The sequence below is a fragment of the Prosthecobacter sp. genome, assembly GCF_044378005.1.
Lineage (GTDB): Bacteria > Verrucomicrobiota > Verrucomicrobiia > Verrucomicrobiales > Verrucomicrobiaceae > Prosthecobacter.
This window is the reverse complement of sequence record NZ_JBILYB010000033.1, coordinates 1-15,774: the sequence shown is the minus strand read 5'-3', so window position 1 is coordinate 15,774 and position 15,774 is coordinate 1. Positions and strand designations below refer to the sequence as shown.

Sequence of the window (15,774 nt, the reverse complement as noted above, 5' to 3'; positions counted from 1 at the left end):
CATTACCCTCATCTTCGTCTCCCTTTCCACATGAAACAAACCATCCGCCGTCACTTCTCCTTCCTTCTCCTGATCACCACTGCGACACTGCATGCCGAGGTGGCGACCAAGAAACTCGCGCCTGTCTTGCAGCCGTATGTCGATAGCAAGACGCTTGCGGGGGCGGTGGTGCTGGTGGCTGATCCTGACAAGGTGCTGGATGTCGAGACGGTGGGTTTTGAGGATGTGGCGGCGAAGAAGCCGATGCAGACGAACTCGATGTTCTGGATCGCTTCGCAGTCGAAGCCGATCACGGCGGCGGCGTTCATGATCTTGGTCGATGAAGGCAAGGTGAGCGTCGATGATCCCGTGGAGAGGTATTTGCCGGAGTTCAAAGGGCAGAGGGTGAACCTCAGCACCGATCCGAAGAAACCCGAACTCGTGGCTCCGCGTCATCCGATCCTCGTGCGTGAGGTGCTCAGTCACACGAGCGGGCTTGATTTCAAATCGCCGATGGAAGCCCCAACGCTCGATTTGAAGCCGCTCGCTGAGCGTGTGAGCAGCTACGCGAAGATGGCGCTGCTTTTCCAGCCCGGCAGCAAATCCAAATACTCCAACGCGGGCATCAACACCGCTGGTCGCATCATCGAAGTGGTCAGCGGCATGAAGTATGAAACCTTCCTCGCCGAACGGCTCTTCAAGCCCCTGGGCATGAATGACACGACCTTTTGGCCGAACCAAGAGCAGCAAGCACGCCTCGCGAAGTCCTACAAGCCGAACGCAGCCAAGGACGGCCTCGAAGAACTGCCCGTCGGCCAACTTCTCTACCCGCTCGACAGCCGCGAGCGCTACCCGATGCCCGCAGGCGGCCTGTTTTCGACGGCGAATGACCTGTCGCTCTTCTACCGCATGATGGCGAACGGGGGCACCTTCAATGGCGTGCGAATCCTCTCCGAAAAAGCCGTGCAGACGGCGACCAGCGATCAATCCGGCGAAGCAAAATCGAACTATGGCTTCGGCTTCGGCACCGATGGCAAGTCCTTCACGCACGGCGGTGCTTACGGCACGAACTCGCGCTACGACCGCGAGAACAAGCTCGTCACCGTCTTCCTCGTGCAGCACGCCGGTTGGTCCGGCGATGGCAAAAGCATCCTGCCCACCTTCCAAAAAGCTGCGACCGCTGCCTATGGCGTCAAAGGCAAAGCGAGTGCTCCGACACTCAACATCGGCATCAACAGCGCTCCTGCCTCCGTCTTGAAGCCACAGCCTGCTACGAAATGAGAACGCCTCTCCTACTTCTCTGCCTCATCGCCTTCACTTCACCCCAGGCTGCCGATGCGCCGGTGAAGCCTGTTTTGAAGATCCAGCCGGGCAAGGTCATCGTGCCGACGGATGCCATGCGGCGCATCTGGGGCGAGCTGGTCAGCATCGATCTCAAAACTCGCAGCGGCACATTTCGCAAAGAAGGCACGGATGAGATCATGCCTTTCACCGTGCTGCCGTATGCCGAGTTGTATCACCATGCGGCGTTCGGCGATTTGCAGGACTACCGCATCGGGATGCGCGGCATCTTTCGCATGCACGAGGCTGCGGATGGTCAGTGGACCTGGCTGACTTACATCCAGGACCAGATGAACATGATGAACGGCCACAAAGAATACTTCTACGTGGACAGCATCGACTCCAGCGCCGGCACCCTCACGGTGACGCAGGCGAACGCGGACAAGAGTTTCGTTCGTGAAAAGGGCATCCTCATTTCCACGGACGCCGAAACGAAGGTTTGGAAAGACGGCCAGCCAGCGACCTTCGCCGACATCAAGATCGGCGATAAGATACGCACCGAGACGCACGGCATCGGCAAGGGCAAAACGCAGATGTGCTGGAACGTCTTCCTCGATGACGCGAGCCTGCTCAAGTTCCAGGACGCTCAAAAGGCTCTCAATGCCAAGCGACTGGCCGAAGAAGGCGCTCCTGGCTATGCGGACGTGGTCGATGGATCGACGCTCGAGCTGACGCTTTTCTGGGAGAGCAATGAAGTCGCCCGCAGCCTGAAAGCTGGCCAAAAAGTGCGTGTGGCACCCGCTGGCGCGGATCGGAAAGCAACATCTCCAGCAGTCAACGGCGTCATCGCCGCCGCGAAGATGCAGGGAAACCTCGGCAAGCTCACGGTGAAGCTCGATGCGCCTTCCGCAGGCTTCGTGGTTGGTGGAATCACACGCTTGTGGCCATGAAGACTGCCAGCCTGCTCGCTTTGCTCCCGCTTTCGATCCTGCACAGCGCGACGCAGGATCAAGCGAGTGCGGCGTTGCATTCTTTTGTCGAAGCGCATTGCGTCGAGTGCCACGACAGCGAGACGAAGAAAGGCGGTCTCGATCTCACGTCGCTGAAGCTCGATTCGGCGGGCTTTGATGCATGGGTGCAGGTGCATGATCGTGTGCGAGCGGGCGACATGCCGCCGGAGACAAAACCACGGCCGGAGGCGAAGGAATTGGATGCAGCGATGGCATCTCTGTCGCAGCAACTCGTGGCGATGGACACTGCGCGTGAGCTTCGCGATGGGCGCACGGGCATGCGCAGGCTGAGCCGGGTGGAGTTTGAGAATACGCTGCGCGATGTGCTCGCGCTGCCGGCGCTGCGGGTGGCTCATGAACTGCCGGCGGATGGGAAGGCGCACGGGTTTGATCGTTCGCCTGCCGCGCTGGACTTTTCATTCGTGCATCTGGCAAAGCATTTGGCGGCGGTGGATGCGGCGCTGAATGCGGCGACGCCGGCCTTTGTGGAGAAGCCGCCGGTGTTCACCTTTCGCTGGTATCCGTGGAGCACGACGGTCATCGGCACGCTCACGGGGTTCAAGGAGGCCATCGGTTTGATCGGCATGACGCGGGATGAGACGTTCTACGCGAAGTCATCGCGCATCACGGATGATGAGCCAAAGGCGACGGCGATCGGGCTGTTCCGACTGGGAGATGAATCGGCGCGGTATCGCGTGAGTCCGTTCACGCCGGTGCTCGATGGCGTGCATCGCATCCGCGTGAGCGGCTATAGCTTCGCGTGGGATGGAAAACAGGTGGTCCCGACGCAGGCGCATGGTGCGGTGAGTTTCGGTATTTTGGCCAAGGGGCTGAACTACGGCACGGTGGATCTGCCGCCGAACAAGGCGGGTGCTGTGGAGTTGACCGCGTGGCTGGAGCGCGGCGGCGGCATGACGCCGGGCGTGCCTGATGAGCTGATGTTCACGCCGGAGACCTGCGAGCGTCTGCCGCACTATGCGCAGACAAAACAAGGCATCCGCGAGGACATGCACGGCCCGCCACATCCGGCACCGGGCGTGGCGGTCGAGTGGATCGAAATCGAGGGGCCGCTGCATGAAACATGGCCGCCTGCGAGCCAGCGGGCGCTCTTTGGCGAGCTGCCGGTGAGCGTGTGGATGGCGGAGAGCGGCCTGCCGAAACCGGTGCAGCAAATCTGGCCTCGCGGTCGCGCGAGCGGTTCGCAGCCGAAGGACAACACCTACGGCACGCGCAACGAAAAGCGCCCCGTGGTGCAAGTCGTGAGCACGGCTCCGCACGACGATGCGCGGCGGCTGCTCACGAGCTTTCTGCGGCGTGCGTTTCGTCGTCCGGTGAAGGATGCGGAGGTGGCGAGGCACCTGGAGGTTTTCACCATGCGGCTGACTGCGGGCGATTCATTTCAGGATGCGCTGAAGGAGGCGTATCGCGTGGCACTCACGTCGCCGGAGTTCATGCTGCTGGGGAGCGACCTCGCATCGCGGCTGAGCTATTTTTTGTGGGCGGGGCCGCCGGATGAGGAACTCATCGCGCTGGCCGAGAGTGATGAACTGCGCAAGCCCGAGGTGCTGCGTGCGCAAGCCGAAAGAATGCTGCGCGATGCCAAGGCGCGGCGCTTCATCGAGAACTTCACGGGTCAATGGCTGCGTCTGCGCGAGATCGATGCCACGCAGCCGGACAAGACGCTTTACCCGGAATTCACCGGGCTGCTGCAGGAGTCGATGGTGGCGGAGACGCGGGCGTTTTTCACCGAGTTGCTGAGCAAGGACCTCGGCGCGGTGCATTTCGTGAAGTCGGACTTCGCCATGCTGAATCAAACGCTCGCACGGCACTACGGCATCGCCGGCGTGACGGGGCATGAGCTGCGGCGTGTGAGCCTGCCGTCGGATGCGCTGCGCGGACCATTTCTCGCGCAGGCCAGCATTCACAAAATCACCGCGAACGGCACCACCACCTCGCCGGTGCGGCGCGGGGCTTTCGTGCTGGAGCAAATCCTCGGCATCGTGCCGAAGCCGCCGCCACCGGGCGCTGGCAGCATTGAGCCAGACACGCGTGGCACCACGACCGTGCGTGAGCAGCTCGCGAAGCACAAAACGCTCGCCACCTGCGCGGGCTGCCATGCGCAGCTCGATCCGTATGGCTTTGCGCTGGAGCGCTTCGATGTCACCGGCGCTTGGCGGGATCAATATCGCGCCAGTCATGCACGCGAGGACTTCAGCCGCATCGTGAATGGTCGCGGCGTGTGGTATCACTACGACAAGCCGGTGGATGCCAGCGGCGAACTCGCGGATGGCCGCGCCTTCCACGACTACGCCGCGCTGCGCGACATGCTCGCTGCGGATGAACGCGGACTCGCGCGTGCCTTTGTGCAGCACCTCATCGTGTATGCGACGGGTGCGCCGGTGAGCTTTGCTGATCGTCGCGAAGTCGAGCGCATCCTCGACCGCTCCGAAGCCGCACATTACGGCGTGCGCACCCTTTTGATGGAAGTCATCCTCAGCCAGCTCTTTGCCAAACCATGAACATCTCCCTCCGCAGCCCGCTGAACCGCCGCACGCTGCTGCGCGGCGCCGGAACCACGCTGGCGCTGCCCTTCCTCGAATGCATGATGCCGCGCCTCGGTCATGCCGCAGCGCCGCAGCCGCCGCGACGCTTTGTCGGCATGATGACTAACATGGGCATCCTGCCGGAGTTTTTCTTCCCCACGCAGTCCGGGCGCGACTACGAGACCACGCCGTATCTCGACATCCTGAAGGCGCATCGCGAGCGCACGACCGTCCTCTCCGGCGTGTCGCTACCCGGCGTGGACGGCGGACACGAGGCGGAGAAATGTTTCCTCACCGGCGCACCCGGCGCGAGCCGCGGCTCCTTCCGCAACAGCGTCTCGCTGGACCAGGTCATGGCGGAGAAGACTGGCAGCGCCACGCGCTTTCCATCGCTGCCCGTGATGATCGGCACGGGCAATCTGAGCCTCTCATGGACACGCAGCGGCTCCATGATTCCGCCCATCACCAGCCCCGTCGCGCTGTATCAGCAGCTTTTTGTCGAAGACACCGCCGAGGGCCGCGCGGAGTCCCTGCGCCGCCTCCAGCGCGACCGCAGCCTGCTCGATAGCATGAGAGATCAATTCAAAGCGCTGCAACAACGCGTCGGCGCGAATGACCGCGATCGCCTCGACCAGTTCGCCACCGCCATCCGCGATCTCGAATCCAGCCTGGCCGCCAGCGAGAGCTGGGTGAACCGCCCAAAGCCGAAGACGACCACCGCGCCACCGAAGGACACCGCCGACGTGAACGACTTCAAGGCCAACGCCCGCGCCATGCTCGACCTCGTGCGCCTCGCGCTCGAGACCGACTCGACCCGCATCGTCACCGTTTGCCTTTCCACCGGCAATCTCACCCCCAAAGGCATCGCCGGAGTCAGCAGCGGCACACACCCGCTCACGCATCACGGTAGGCAGCCGGAGAAGATCGCCGAACTCCGCCGCATCGAGGAAGCGCACTTCCAGTCACTCGCCGCATTCTTCGACGGCCTCAGCGCGACCCAGGAGCAGGACAAGCCCCTGCTAGACCACACCGCCTGCCTCTACGGCACCAACATGGGCAGCGCCAACGCCCACTCCAACGACAACCTGCCCACGCTGCTCGTCGGCGGCAGCTTCAAGCACGTCGGGCACCTCGCCTTCGACAAAAAGAAGAACTACCCGCTCTCCAATCTTTATCTCACCCTCCTCCAGCGCCTCGGCATTGAGGCCAGCAGTTTCAGCAGCGGCACCAGCACCATGCGCGGGCTGGAGATGGCTTGAACGCAAACGAGAGGAACAAGTGCACACGACAAGCCAAACGGGTTCACTCTCCGAGTGATGCTGAAAGCGATTGCTCCATTCGACTCCAAGTCGCAACGATAACCCAACCATGAAACATCTTCTCTTCCTTGCTCTCTTCACCACGTCGCTGCTCTCCCAAGAGCCGGAGCGCATCCGCGATGTCATCTACACGAAGCACGATGGCGTGGCGCTGACGATGGATGTCTTCAAACCGGCGCAGCCAAACGGTGCGGGCATCATCAAGATCGTGAGTGGCGGGTGGAAATCGAACCACAATGGCATCAGTGACGGCGGATGGCCCAAGGCGGGCTACACAACCTTCGTCGTCGTGCATGGCACGCAGCCGAGGTTTCAGGTGGAGGAGATCGTGGCGGATCTGAATCGTGCGGTGCGTTTTGTTCGTGCGAATGCCGCGTCCTATGGCGTGGACCCGCAAAAGCTCGGCGTCACGGGCAGCAGCGCGGGTGGTCACCTCAGCCTGATGCTCGCGACTCGCGGCGGACCGGGCGATGCGAAGGCGGCCGACCCGATTGATCGCGAAAGCAGCGCGGTGAATGCCGTGGCGTGCTTCTATCCGCCCACCGATTACCTGAACTGGTTCGAGCCTGGAGACAACGCCGTCGGCATCGGCAAGCTCGAAGCCTACGCGGCTGCTTTTGGACCCAAAGCCGCCACGCCGGAAGGCCGCGAGGCACTTGGGCGCGAGCTGTCGTCGATCTACTGGGTGCATAAGGAACAGCCGCCCATCTTCATCGTGCATGGCGACGCCGACCCGCAGGTATCCATCACGCAATCCGAGCGCTTTCTGAAACGCTGCCATGAAGTCGGCACCGTGTGCGAACTCGTCATTCGCCAAGGCGCAGGCCACGGCGGCTGGCAGGAGATGCCGCAGGACACCGAGCGCATGGTCGAGTGGTTTGATCTCCAACTCCTCGGCAAACAGCCCGCGCAGCCCTTCACGCTGAATGTCTCCTCGCTCCCGAGCACACCGGTGAAGAAGAAGTAAACTGACGTATTCCGCACACTCATTATCGGAATGGGCAGGCATGGCCCTCCGGCGCTTGCTGCTGCGAAGAATAGAATGTTGTGGGATGGCCTGGAGTTCTCAGACTTCGGCATGATGGACATCCTCGGTTCTCAGTGGAAGTCAGCCGGTGAGAATCCAACTGAACAAGGGAATCGATCTCATCCGCGCGAGAGTCGCATGCGCCGTCGTTGCTAAGTTTCGTGCACCTTCCTCAACGGCGCGGATGAGATTGAATTGAACAAACGCGCAGTTTCACCTCACCCGATACGCCTCCACCTCGGTGGTGAAGGCGAAGGTGTTGGGGAAGTTGCCCGCCTGCTGGGCGTGGTGATCGAGGTAGGTGAGGCGGATGTAGCGGGCCTCGGCATCAGGGAATGAGAGTGCGGCGCGCTCGGCCTTGGCGAGCGGGAAGGCGTGTTTGCCGACCTCGCGGAAGGTTTTGCCATCGGTGCTGAGGGAGACGGCGACGGTTTTGGTGGAGCCGAACTCCGGGGCACCAAGGCGGATGAGATTGATCGTTTGCGGTTGCTTGAGATCGATGGTGACGTGCTTGGGAAAGGTGTCTGAGTTGCCGGTGGCGTAGCTGTTCGGATTGAAGCTGGCCCATGAGCCGTCCGTGAGTCCGGTGTCCCAGCCGTAGGTGTTTTTGTCGCTGCTCTCCCATTTGCAATCGCGGGCGAAATTGCTGCCGAGATCGGGATCGACGGGCCAGTGGGTGTGGAAGGCGGTGGCGGGCAGGCCGTCTTTGTCCATGAGGTTGGCGATGGCGAGTTTGCTCCACGCGAAGCGCGCGCGGCGTGGCTCGGGTACTTTGGCGGAGGTGATCACGACGCTGTCACCGTCGATCTTCGCTTCCGCAGGGTGGAACATGCCATCGCGACCCGCGATCTCGAAGTGCGTGAGCGGTTTGCCATCGCGGGAGGCGAGGCCGCTGGCGGCGTGGTCGAACTTCACACGGATGCCCGAACCTTCGATGCTGTGGCTGGCGTAAAGCGGGCCGTTGGGGTCGATGTCGCTCTGGCCATAATCCTTTGCGAGCGCCCAGAGGGAGAGGCGGCGGGCGACTTCCTTTTTCTTCGCCGGATGGATGTCCGGCACCTCGCCGATGTCAGAGATGGTGGCCATGCCGGTGTGCGGAATTTTGAGGCACTCACGCTGGGCCTGCCAGAACTGCGCGAGGATCTCGACATCCTCGGTGCCATATTGATAAGGGGCGATCTGCACGAAGTAGAAGGGCAGATCTGGCTGCTGGAAGACGCTGCGCCAGGAGGCGAGCAGGGCTTTCTTTTTGTCGGTATAGACGAAGCCTTCGCCGTGATTCGACTCGCCCTGATACCAGATGGCTCCACGGATGGCGAAGGGCACGAGCGGGTGGATCATGGCATTGTAAAGAGCGGTGGGCGTGCCTGCCCCGGCGGTGAGTGTTTGAGGTTGAGCGGGCATCGCCGGGACAGCCTGTTTCTTCGCCAAGGCGTCACGAACCGCCTGCGACCACTTCTCCACGGCCGCGAGGTGTTTTTCGTTCGCGGCGCAGTAGGAGTCGCTATCGGGAAGCTTGGCTCGGGTGTCGGCGGTGAAGGCTTTGAGTTCAGGCACAGCGTCGAAACCTTCGATGCTCGTCCAGGGCTCGATGCGCGTGCCGCCCCAGGCACTGAGGATGATGCCGACGGGCACCTTCAGCTCTTCATGAAGCTTCAGCCCGAAGTAGTAGCCGATGGCGGAGAAGGTGGCTGCACTTTCGGGAGAGCTGCGAGCCCATGCGGCGGGGACATCGTCCTGTGGCGTGAGTGCGGTTGTCTTCGGCACTTCGATGAGGCGCAGGTTCGGATGTGTGGTGTTTGGGATGTCGGCCTTCGAGTCGGGCTTCATCTGCATCTCCCACTCCATGTTGGACTGGCCGGAGGCGAGCCATACTTCGCCAACGAGCACGTCCTGCACGCTGACATTGCCCGCTTTCAGCACCTGGGGCTCGGCATTCGCGGGCATGGGATCGAGCTTCACCATCCACTTGCCACTCGCATCGGCCTTTGCGGACTTCTTTTGCCCGGCGAACTCGACGACGACTTCCTCTCCCGGTGCGGCCTTGCCCCAAACCGGCACGGCTTTGTCGCGCTGGAGGACCATGTGGTCGGTGAAGATGGAGGGCAGCTTCACGGCTGCGGAGGCGCTGCTAAGCGTGACGAGAAGGGCGAGAAAAAGGGTGGGCTTCATGGCGGAGCCGCTTTCTACAAACTCGCTCGTCATGTTTCCAGATTATTCTCCGCTGCTGCGTTCCCAGGCACGAAGCCGGGCATCGAGCCAGAAGGGAAGCAGCGGCACAAGCGACGCGAGAAACAGCCCTGCCGCTCTCCAGATCGACCATTTCCCTGCGCGCATCGCGAGTGCGAGCGTGAGGCAGAAGACCACAAACAGACCGCCGTGGATGCCACCGACGATCTTCACGGCGAGCGGCTGACCCCAGACATACTTCAGCGGCATGGCCACACCGAGGAGCAGAAGGTAGGAGATGGCTTCAGCGAGTGCGGTGCGGCGGAACCAGCGGATGGAGGAGGCGGCGGACATGGGAGGGGGAGACTCCGATCTGCCTCATACCAGCACTGGTTTCACGCGAAAAAGTCCCTCTACTTCGCCGGGCTAAGGGTTTGCCGAAGCCTGTCAAGGTTTGGTTAATAGGACTTGAGTCGTATAGTGGATATTATATACTCACCATAATAATAATGACATCCAGACCATTCATCGGCCTTTGGGCAATCACGCTTCTCCTCTCGGGGGTAGCGCTGCCGACGCTGGCCTACCTGGGTAGTTTTGAGGAGAGCGACGGGTATCGCATCCCCGGCATCGGCGGTGTTGGGAACATCACTTCCCTGAACTTTGCCGGAGATGCGCAGTTTTACCTGAACAACCTCTCGACCAACGGGCTGACGGGAATCGTGGCTCCGGGGACCTACCCAAACACCCTGGGTGACAACAATCACGGTCAGGACCTGAGCCGCTACAATGCTGGCCAGTATGGCACCGGAGGCGGAGGACCGGGAGGATCAGCAGCGGACATCGCGGACAACACTGGCCTGTGGCGGGCGCTCGCAGGTGGCAGGCTCAATGAAGACATCGGCGCGCCCGTGTATCAGGGGGGGCAGTTCCAGCGTGATTATGTAGCTGCCTATGGCTACACAGGAGCTCACAGCGGCTCCCAGGTGCTCAACCTTCTGGCCTACGATCAGAACATGAGCTACGCCTACAGTCTCGATTCCCGCGACTTTGATGGAACCAACCCGCTGAGCACGAGCGACATGCGCATCGACCTCAGCTTCTGGACTTGCCCGACAGATGCTGATGACGGCATTGCCATCGGAGCAAACACAGTCGCCATGAGTTTCCGTGACTCGATCGGCCAGATCCTGGTCGATGTAGGGTACACGGGCGACAATTTGCTTCAGTATCGGGCGGGGGGCTCGTCAACCTGGCAGACGACCAGCATCAGTCTCGGCACGCAGGGCTGGTCGGAGATCACGCTCAGTCTCAACACCTTTGCCAACAGCGTCAGCCTGTCCGCCCGAGGCTTTGATGACAACAATTCGATCCTGAATACCTCCACCACCGTGCTGACGGATGAACTCTTCGGCTTCGACACAGCGAACGTTACCGAGATCCAGTGGTCCGCGACGGACGTGGACGGCTTCAAGAATTTCTTCGACGACTTCAACTTCAATCTCACCGCCGTGCCAGAGCCGGGGAGTGCGGTGCTGGTGCTGCTGGCGGGGTTGTTTGGGATGAGGCGAAGGCGCTCGGCTTGATTCCTCAGGAAGTCGGAAACAAGGCGTCGAGTTCCTCGGGCTTGGTGATCCAGAGAAACCGGTCACGGCTCAGGGTGAACCCATATTTGCGGTTCACCCGCATCTTGAAAAGTGGGTCGGCCCCCGGGTTCCAGGACATCTGATACCCCTCAAAACGCTTCCGATCCTCTTCGGGCATCAAGGCCAAGAATTCGGACAGGGTTTGAGGAAGCGGTTTACCCTCTTCCTCCAGGAGATACAACACACCCGCCATCCCATGCACCAGGCCTCCCAGCGGTTCCGCTTCTCCGTAGTAGTATTGGAATGAAAAAACGAAGTAAACAGGATAGGCCACTACCGCCGCCAGGAGGAGGAAGACGATCAGACAACCTCGTTTGACCTCTTTTCTCATACCCCTCCCGCCTTCATCTCCCCCATCAGCCATTCACAGGAGCGCCAGGCGAGGGCCATGATGGTGAGGGTGGGGTTTTTGTCGGGGTTGCTGGGCATGACGGCTCCGTCCATGAGGAAGAGATTCTTCACGTCCCAGGTCTGGCAGTATTGATTCGTCACGGAGTCGGCGGCCTTTGAGCCCATGCGGGCGCAGCCGACTTCGTGGATGATTTCTCCGGGGCGCTGGATGGCATCGCGTCCGCTCTGTGGCTTGGCTTTGCCTCCCATGCCTTCGATCAGCTCGGCAAAAGTCTGCTGCATGTGCTCGGCCTGCTTGATCTCGTGGTCGCTCCACTTCCAGTGAAAGCGCAGGACGGGGATGCCCCATTGATCGACGACTTTGGGATCGAGCTCGCAGTAGCAGTCGTCGTTCGGCACCATCTCGCCGCGTCCGCTGAAGCTAAAACTCGCGCCGTAGTAGCGGCGGGCGTCTTCCTTCAGCTTGCTGCCGTAGGTGCCGGGGCTGGTCTGATCCAGCAGGCTGAAACCGCTGACGCTGGGCATCTTCCGGCCACCACCCATTTCGATGTGATAACCACGCGCAAAGCCGAGTTTTGAGTGCTCGTTCACGAGCCACCAGGGCGAATAGACGTGCAGCCCACCGGCTCCGTCTTCATTCAGCAAAGGGGCATCTTCCAGAGCGGGGATGTGCGCACCGAGCTTCGTGCCGACGCTGTCCATGAGGTTCTTGCCGACTTGGCCGCTGCTGTTGGCTAGGCCGGCGCTGTCCTGGGATTTTGAGTTCAGCAGGATGCGGGCGGTTTCACAGGCGCTGGCGGCCACGATGACCACGCGGGCCTTTACCACGGCATCACGACGCGTCTTTTTGTCGATGTAATGCACGCCGCTGGCCTTGCCGTCCTTCATCACGATCTCACGCACCATGGCATCGGTGATGATGTCGAGATTCCCCGTGGCGAGTGCGGCGGGCAGGAGGACGGTCGTGCTTTGGAAATTCGCCCGGATGCTGCACCCGCGGAGGCAGTCGGTGGCCCAGAAGCAGGGCGCGCGCATCATCATGTCTTTGCCGATGATCTCCTGGGCCTTCGGGTTGTTCGGGAAGAGCTGCTTCGGCAGGTTTTTCCAGTCCAGCGGTTGGCTGAGCACAGCGCGATGCGCAGCCACGATGGGCACGCCGCTCTTCTTGCCCGACTTCTTCGCCATGAGTTCGCCGAGGCGCGGCTTCGGTGCTGGCAAAAGCACACCGGGGGAGGAGTTCGGCGCGTTGGGGATGCCATCGTTTTCGCCATAGACGCCGATGAGTTGCTCCACGCGATCATACCACGGCGAGATGTCTTCATAATTGATCGGCCAATCGACGCCGAGCCCGTCGCGCGACTTCGGTTTGAAGTCGAACTCGCCGAAGCGCAGGGAGATGCGGCCCCAGTGATTCGTGCGCCCGCCGAGCATCCTCGCGCGCCACCACCAGAAGGCTCCCTCGGTGCCATCTTTGTTCGTGTAAGGCTCCCCAGGCACCTGCCAGCCGCCGACATTGGCATCGTAGAAGCCGAAAGGCTTGTCCGGGTTCCGCTCCGCACGCAGCGGGGCCATCTCGGGCGTGTTAAACATGGCCGTCTCCGTCGCGGGCTCGTAGTTCCGGCCCGCTTCGACCATCAGTACCTTCACGCCATGCAGCGCCAGAATGAGCGCCGCCATGCCGCCTCCCGCGCCTGATCCGACGACGATGACATCATATTGCGGCTGGGTTTTGCGGTCGGTGAGGAGGGGCATGGCGGAGTTGTTATCAAAATCTCCGCCCGATGTCTCCTGAGAACTTTGAGCGTCACAGTTCCAGCATATTTTGGTGCCCGAGTCAGTTACGCTGGCTGTGATGATCCAGCTCTTTACACCGCCCGCTCCAGCTTCTCGTCGATGCGGGCGACGAGGGTGTCGAGGAGTTCGCTGTTGCCAAAGCGCTCGACGACGCCGGCGAGGAAGCCTTCGATGATGAGCTTGCGACTTTCGCTGTCGCTGATGCCGCGGGCTTTGAGGTAGAAGAGTTCTTCGTCGCTGATCGGGCCGCTCGTCGCACCATGGCTGCATTTGACTTGGTCGGCGTTGATTTCGAGGCCGGGGAGGCTGGTGGCTTCGGCTTCGTTGCTGTTGAGAAGGTTGCGGCAGGTCTGGTAGGCGTCGGTGTAGTGGGCTCCTTCATCGACGATGATGAGGCCGCTGAAAATGCTGCGGGATTGGCCGTAGAGGGCGTTTTTGTAAAGCAGGTCGCTGGTGGCGTGCGGGGCCTTGTGACGCTGAAGCGTGCGCTGATCGACGATCTGCTCGCCGATGGGCAAACTGACGCTGAGCATGTCGCTGCGGGCACCTTGGCCGACGAGGTCGCTCACGCTCTCGCTGCGGCTGAAGGCGGCACCGAGCTGCACCTGGAAGCTTTTCACACTGGCATCGCGTCCGGCGGTGATGCTGGAAAGATGCAGCGCCTGGGCGTCATCGGCCAGTTCCTGGCAGGCGGCGTAGGTGATCTTGCTGCCGCTGCCGCCGACGAGATCGGCGATGGCGATGCTGAGTCCGCCTTCCCCTTCGAGACTGCGGTAATGATCGACGACGCTGACCTCGGCGTGATCGCCCGTGACGATCAGCGTATGCGGAAAGATGGCCGCGTGGTCGCCGACGACCCAGTGGAAGATTTCGACCGGCTTTTCGATGACGACGCTCTTTGGCACGATGATGACGGTGCCCGCTTTGACATGCGCCAAATGCAGCGCGGCGAATTTGCCGGAACCAAGCGCCTGCTCGCCTTTCATGAAGTGCTGCTGAAGCACGTCAGCGTGTGTTTTGAGCGCTTCCTCGAAGCTCACGCAGACGACACCGGCAGAAAGGCCGACGGTATCGGACTCGACGAGCGTGTCGTTCACGAACACAAAACGTGCCGCGCGTTCTTTGAGACCTTCGGTGGCAGCGAGAGCAGCCTGGATGTTCGCAGCAGTCGGTGAGACGGCAGGCGAGTGATCGGCGAGTTCGATCTTCTTCGCGCTGGAGTAGCGCCAGTTTTCGTCTTTGAGGCCTGGAAGAGGCAGAGACTTAAATTCGGTCCACGCAGCTTCGCTGCGGGCATGGAACCAGCCGGGAGCGGAGGATTCGTCGCGTGTTGAAGCGATGATTTCGAGGCCGGAAGGAGCAGGAGATTCGGGAGTTTGAGACACAGTGACAGGTGTGTGTTTGGAAATAGGAACAAGTGCGGCGGACATGGCGAACAAAGTGTGCGGCTGCTCTTGATCAGCCGACGCTGCCTTCCATTTCGAGGTCGATGAGGCGCTTCAGCTCGACGCTGTATTCCATCGGGAATTCCTTCACCAAGTCATTGATGAAGCCGTTGACGCTCAAACTCATGGCTTCGGCTTCGGTGAGGCCGCGTTGCATGAGGTAGAAGATTTGGTCGGCGCTGACCTGGCTGACGCTGGCTTCGTGCTGGGTGCTGTGCTGATTGCCACGGACGCTGATGGCGGGGTAGGTGTCGGTGTGGCTGTTGCTGTTGATGAGCAGGGCGTCGCACTCGGTGTTGTTTTTGCAGCCTTTGAGGTGCTTCGGGATGTGGACGAGGCCGCGATAGGTGCTGCGACCTTCACCAATGGAGATGGATTTGCTGATGACGTTGCTGGTCGTGTCATCGGCGGCGTGGACCATCTTCGCGCCGGTGTCCTGATGCTGGCCGCTGTTCGCCAAAGCGATGCTGATGACTTCACCACGGGCGCGTTTGCCTTTCATGATGACGCCTGGGTACTTCATGGTGAGGCGGCTGCCGATGTTGCAGTCGATCCAGCGCACTTCGGCGTCTTCCATGGCGATGCCGCGCTTGGTGACGAGGTTGAAGACGTTGCTGCTCCAGTTCTGCACGGTGACGTATTGGATCTTGGCACCTTTGAGGGCGACGAGTTCGACGACGGCGCTGTGCAACGTGGCGGTCTCAAACTTCGGCGCGGTGCAGCCTTCCATGTACATGACCTCGCTGCCTTCATCGCAGATGATGAGCGTGCGCTCGAACTGGCCGAACTGCTCGCTGTTGATGCGGAAGTAAGCCTGGAGCGGGTGCTTCACCTTCACGCCGGGCGGGACGTAGATGAACGAGCCGCCGCTGAACACGGCGCTGTTGAGCGCGGAGAATTTGTTGTCGCCGGTGGGGATGACTTTGCCGAACCATTTTTTGAAAATCTCGGGGTGCTCTTTGAGGCCCTCACTGCTGTTCACAAAGATGACGCCCTGCTCGGCGACGGCGGCTTTGATGTTCGAGTAGGCGGCCTCGCTGTCGTACTGCGCCTCGACGCCGGCGAGGAATTTGCGTTCCTGCTCAGGGATGCCGAGGCGGTCGAAGGTCTTCTTCACGTCCTCGGGCACGTCGTCCCAGGAGCGCTTCGGCTTCTGGCCGTCGCTGAGGTAGTAGCGGAACTCGTCGAAGTGGATGTTTTCGAGGTCCTT

12 protein-coding genes are annotated in these 15,774 nt (G+C 61.3%); 6 read left to right on the top strand and 6 right to left on the bottom strand.

The window, feature by feature from the left end:
* The first annotated feature begins 30 nt into the window (after positions 1 to 30).
* The 5 genes from AC6FTP_RS09110 (at position 31) to AC6FTP_RS09090 (ending at position 7,099) form a co-directional block, all read left to right on the top strand.
* Positions 31 to 1,260 (top strand): serine hydrolase domain-containing protein, encoded by a 1,230-nt coding sequence (locus AC6FTP_RS09110; protein WP_497206601.1) that lies wholly within the window; start codon positions 31 to 33, stop codon positions 1,258 to 1,260.
* Positions 1,257 to 2,210 (top strand): hypothetical protein, encoded by a 954-nt coding sequence (locus tag AC6FTP_RS09105; protein WP_497206600.1) that lies wholly within the window; start codon positions 1,257 to 1,259, stop codon positions 2,208 to 2,210. Before AC6FTP_RS09110 ends, AC6FTP_RS09105 begins: the two co-directional genes overlap by 4 nt.
* On the top strand, positions 2,207 to 4,789 hold the full coding sequence (locus tag AC6FTP_RS09100) for a DUF1592 domain-containing protein (protein ID WP_497206599.1): 2,583 nt from the start codon (positions 2,207 to 2,209) through the stop codon (positions 4,787 to 4,789). The genes AC6FTP_RS09105 and AC6FTP_RS09100 overlap by 4 nt, the downstream gene beginning before the upstream one ends.
* The gene (locus AC6FTP_RS09095) at positions 4,786 to 6,072 is read left to right on the top strand and encodes a DUF1552 domain-containing protein (RefSeq protein WP_497206598.1); all 1,287 of its coding nucleotides are present in this window, start codon (positions 4,786 to 4,788) and stop codon (positions 6,070 to 6,072) included. The genes AC6FTP_RS09100 and AC6FTP_RS09095 overlap by 4 nt, the downstream gene beginning before the upstream one ends.
* Positions 6,073 to 6,181: 109 nt before the next feature.
* The gene (locus AC6FTP_RS09090) at positions 6,182 to 7,099 is read left to right on the top strand and encodes a prolyl oligopeptidase family serine peptidase (protein WP_497206597.1); all 918 of its coding nucleotides are present in this window, start codon (positions 6,182 to 6,184) and stop codon (positions 7,097 to 7,099) included.
* A 273-nt stretch (positions 7,100 to 7,372) separates the two neighbouring features.
* On the opposite strand, the gene AC6FTP_RS09085 is transcribed toward AC6FTP_RS09090, so the two are convergent.
* Entirely contained in the window at positions 7,373 to 9,331 is a 1,959-nt protein-coding gene (locus AC6FTP_RS09085; protein WP_497206596.1) for a sialate O-acetylesterase, read from the bottom strand.
* Between the two features lie 42 nt (positions 9,332 to 9,373).
* Positions 9,374 to 9,682 carry a DUF3817 domain-containing protein gene (locus tag AC6FTP_RS09080; protein WP_497206595.1) on the bottom strand — a complete coding sequence of 103 codons (309 nt, stop codon included), beginning with the start codon at positions 9,680 to 9,682 and terminating at the stop codon, positions 9,374 to 9,376.
* Positions 9,683 to 9,837: 155 nt separating this feature from the next.
* Here AC6FTP_RS09080 and AC6FTP_RS09075 point away from each other — a divergent pair, with 155 nt between their 5' ends.
* Positions 9,838 to 10,914: a PEP-CTERM sorting domain-containing protein gene (locus AC6FTP_RS09075; RefSeq protein WP_497206594.1), complete on the top strand. Its 1,077-nt coding sequence runs from the start codon at positions 9,838 to 9,840 to the stop codon at positions 10,912 to 10,914.
* A gap of 4 nt (positions 10,915 to 10,918) precedes the next feature.
* On the opposite strand, the gene AC6FTP_RS09070 is transcribed toward AC6FTP_RS09075, so the two are convergent.
* The 4 genes from AC6FTP_RS09070 to sufB form a co-directional block, all read right to left on the bottom strand.
* Entirely contained in the window at positions 10,919 to 11,305 is a 387-nt protein-coding gene (locus AC6FTP_RS09070; RefSeq protein WP_497206593.1) for a hypothetical protein, read from the bottom strand.
* Positions 11,302 to 13,077, bottom strand: a complete 1,776-nt coding sequence (locus AC6FTP_RS09065; protein WP_497206592.1) for a GMC oxidoreductase — start codon at positions 13,075 to 13,077, stop codon at positions 11,302 to 11,304. The genes AC6FTP_RS09070 and AC6FTP_RS09065 overlap by 4 nt, the downstream gene beginning before the upstream one ends.
* Positions 13,078 to 13,190: 113 nt before the next feature.
* Positions 13,191 to 14,549, bottom strand: coding sequence for a Fe-S cluster assembly protein SufD (gene sufD / locus AC6FTP_RS09060; RefSeq protein ID WP_497206591.1), 1,359 nt, complete (start codon positions 14,547 to 14,549; stop codon positions 13,191 to 13,193).
* A gap of 28 nt (positions 14,550 to 14,577) precedes the next feature.
* The coding region (gene sufB, locus AC6FTP_RS09055; protein ID WP_497206590.1) for a Fe-S cluster assembly protein SufB at positions 14,578 to 15,774 on the bottom strand (1,197 nt) is incomplete at its 5' end.

What these genes read in the sequence shown, in the direction of transcription:
- AC6FTP_RS09110 (WP_497206601.1), top strand. Translation starts at nt 31, where the DNA reads ATGAAACAAACCATCCGCCGTCACTTCTCCTTCCTTCTCCTGATCACC.
- AC6FTP_RS09105 (WP_497206600.1), top strand. Translation starts at nt 1,257, where the DNA reads ATGAGAACGCCTCTCCTACTTCTCTGCCTCATCGCCTTCACTTCACCC.
- AC6FTP_RS09100 (WP_497206599.1), top strand. Translation starts at nt 2,207, where the DNA reads ATGAAGACTGCCAGCCTGCTCGCTTTGCTCCCGCTTTCGATCCTGCAC.
- AC6FTP_RS09095 (WP_497206598.1), top strand. Translation starts at nt 4,786, where the DNA reads ATGAACATCTCCCTCCGCAGCCCGCTGAACCGCCGCACGCTGCTGCGC.
- AC6FTP_RS09090 (WP_497206597.1), top strand. Translation starts at nt 6,182, where the DNA reads ATGAAACATCTTCTCTTCCTTGCTCTCTTCACCACGTCGCTGCTCTCC.
- AC6FTP_RS09085 (WP_497206596.1), bottom strand. Translation starts at nt 9,331, where the DNA reads ATGAAGCCCACCCTTTTTCTCGCCCTTCTCGTCACGCTTAGCAGCGCC.
- AC6FTP_RS09080 (WP_497206595.1), bottom strand. Translation starts at nt 9,682, where the DNA reads ATGTCCGCCGCCTCCTCCATCCGCTGGTTCCGCCGCACCGCACTCGCT.
- AC6FTP_RS09075 (WP_497206594.1), top strand. Translation starts at nt 9,838, where the DNA reads ATGACATCCAGACCATTCATCGGCCTTTGGGCAATCACGCTTCTCCTC.
- AC6FTP_RS09070 (WP_497206593.1), bottom strand. Translation starts at nt 11,305, where the DNA reads ATGAGAAAAGAGGTCAAACGAGGTTGTCTGATCGTCTTCCTCCTCCTG.
- AC6FTP_RS09065 (WP_497206592.1), bottom strand. Translation starts at nt 13,077, where the DNA reads ATGCCCCTCCTCACCGACCGCAAAACCCAGCCGCAATATGATGTCATC.
- sufD (WP_497206591.1), bottom strand. Translation starts at nt 14,549, where the DNA reads ATGTCCGCCGCACTTGTTCCTATTTCCAAACACACACCTGTCACTGTG.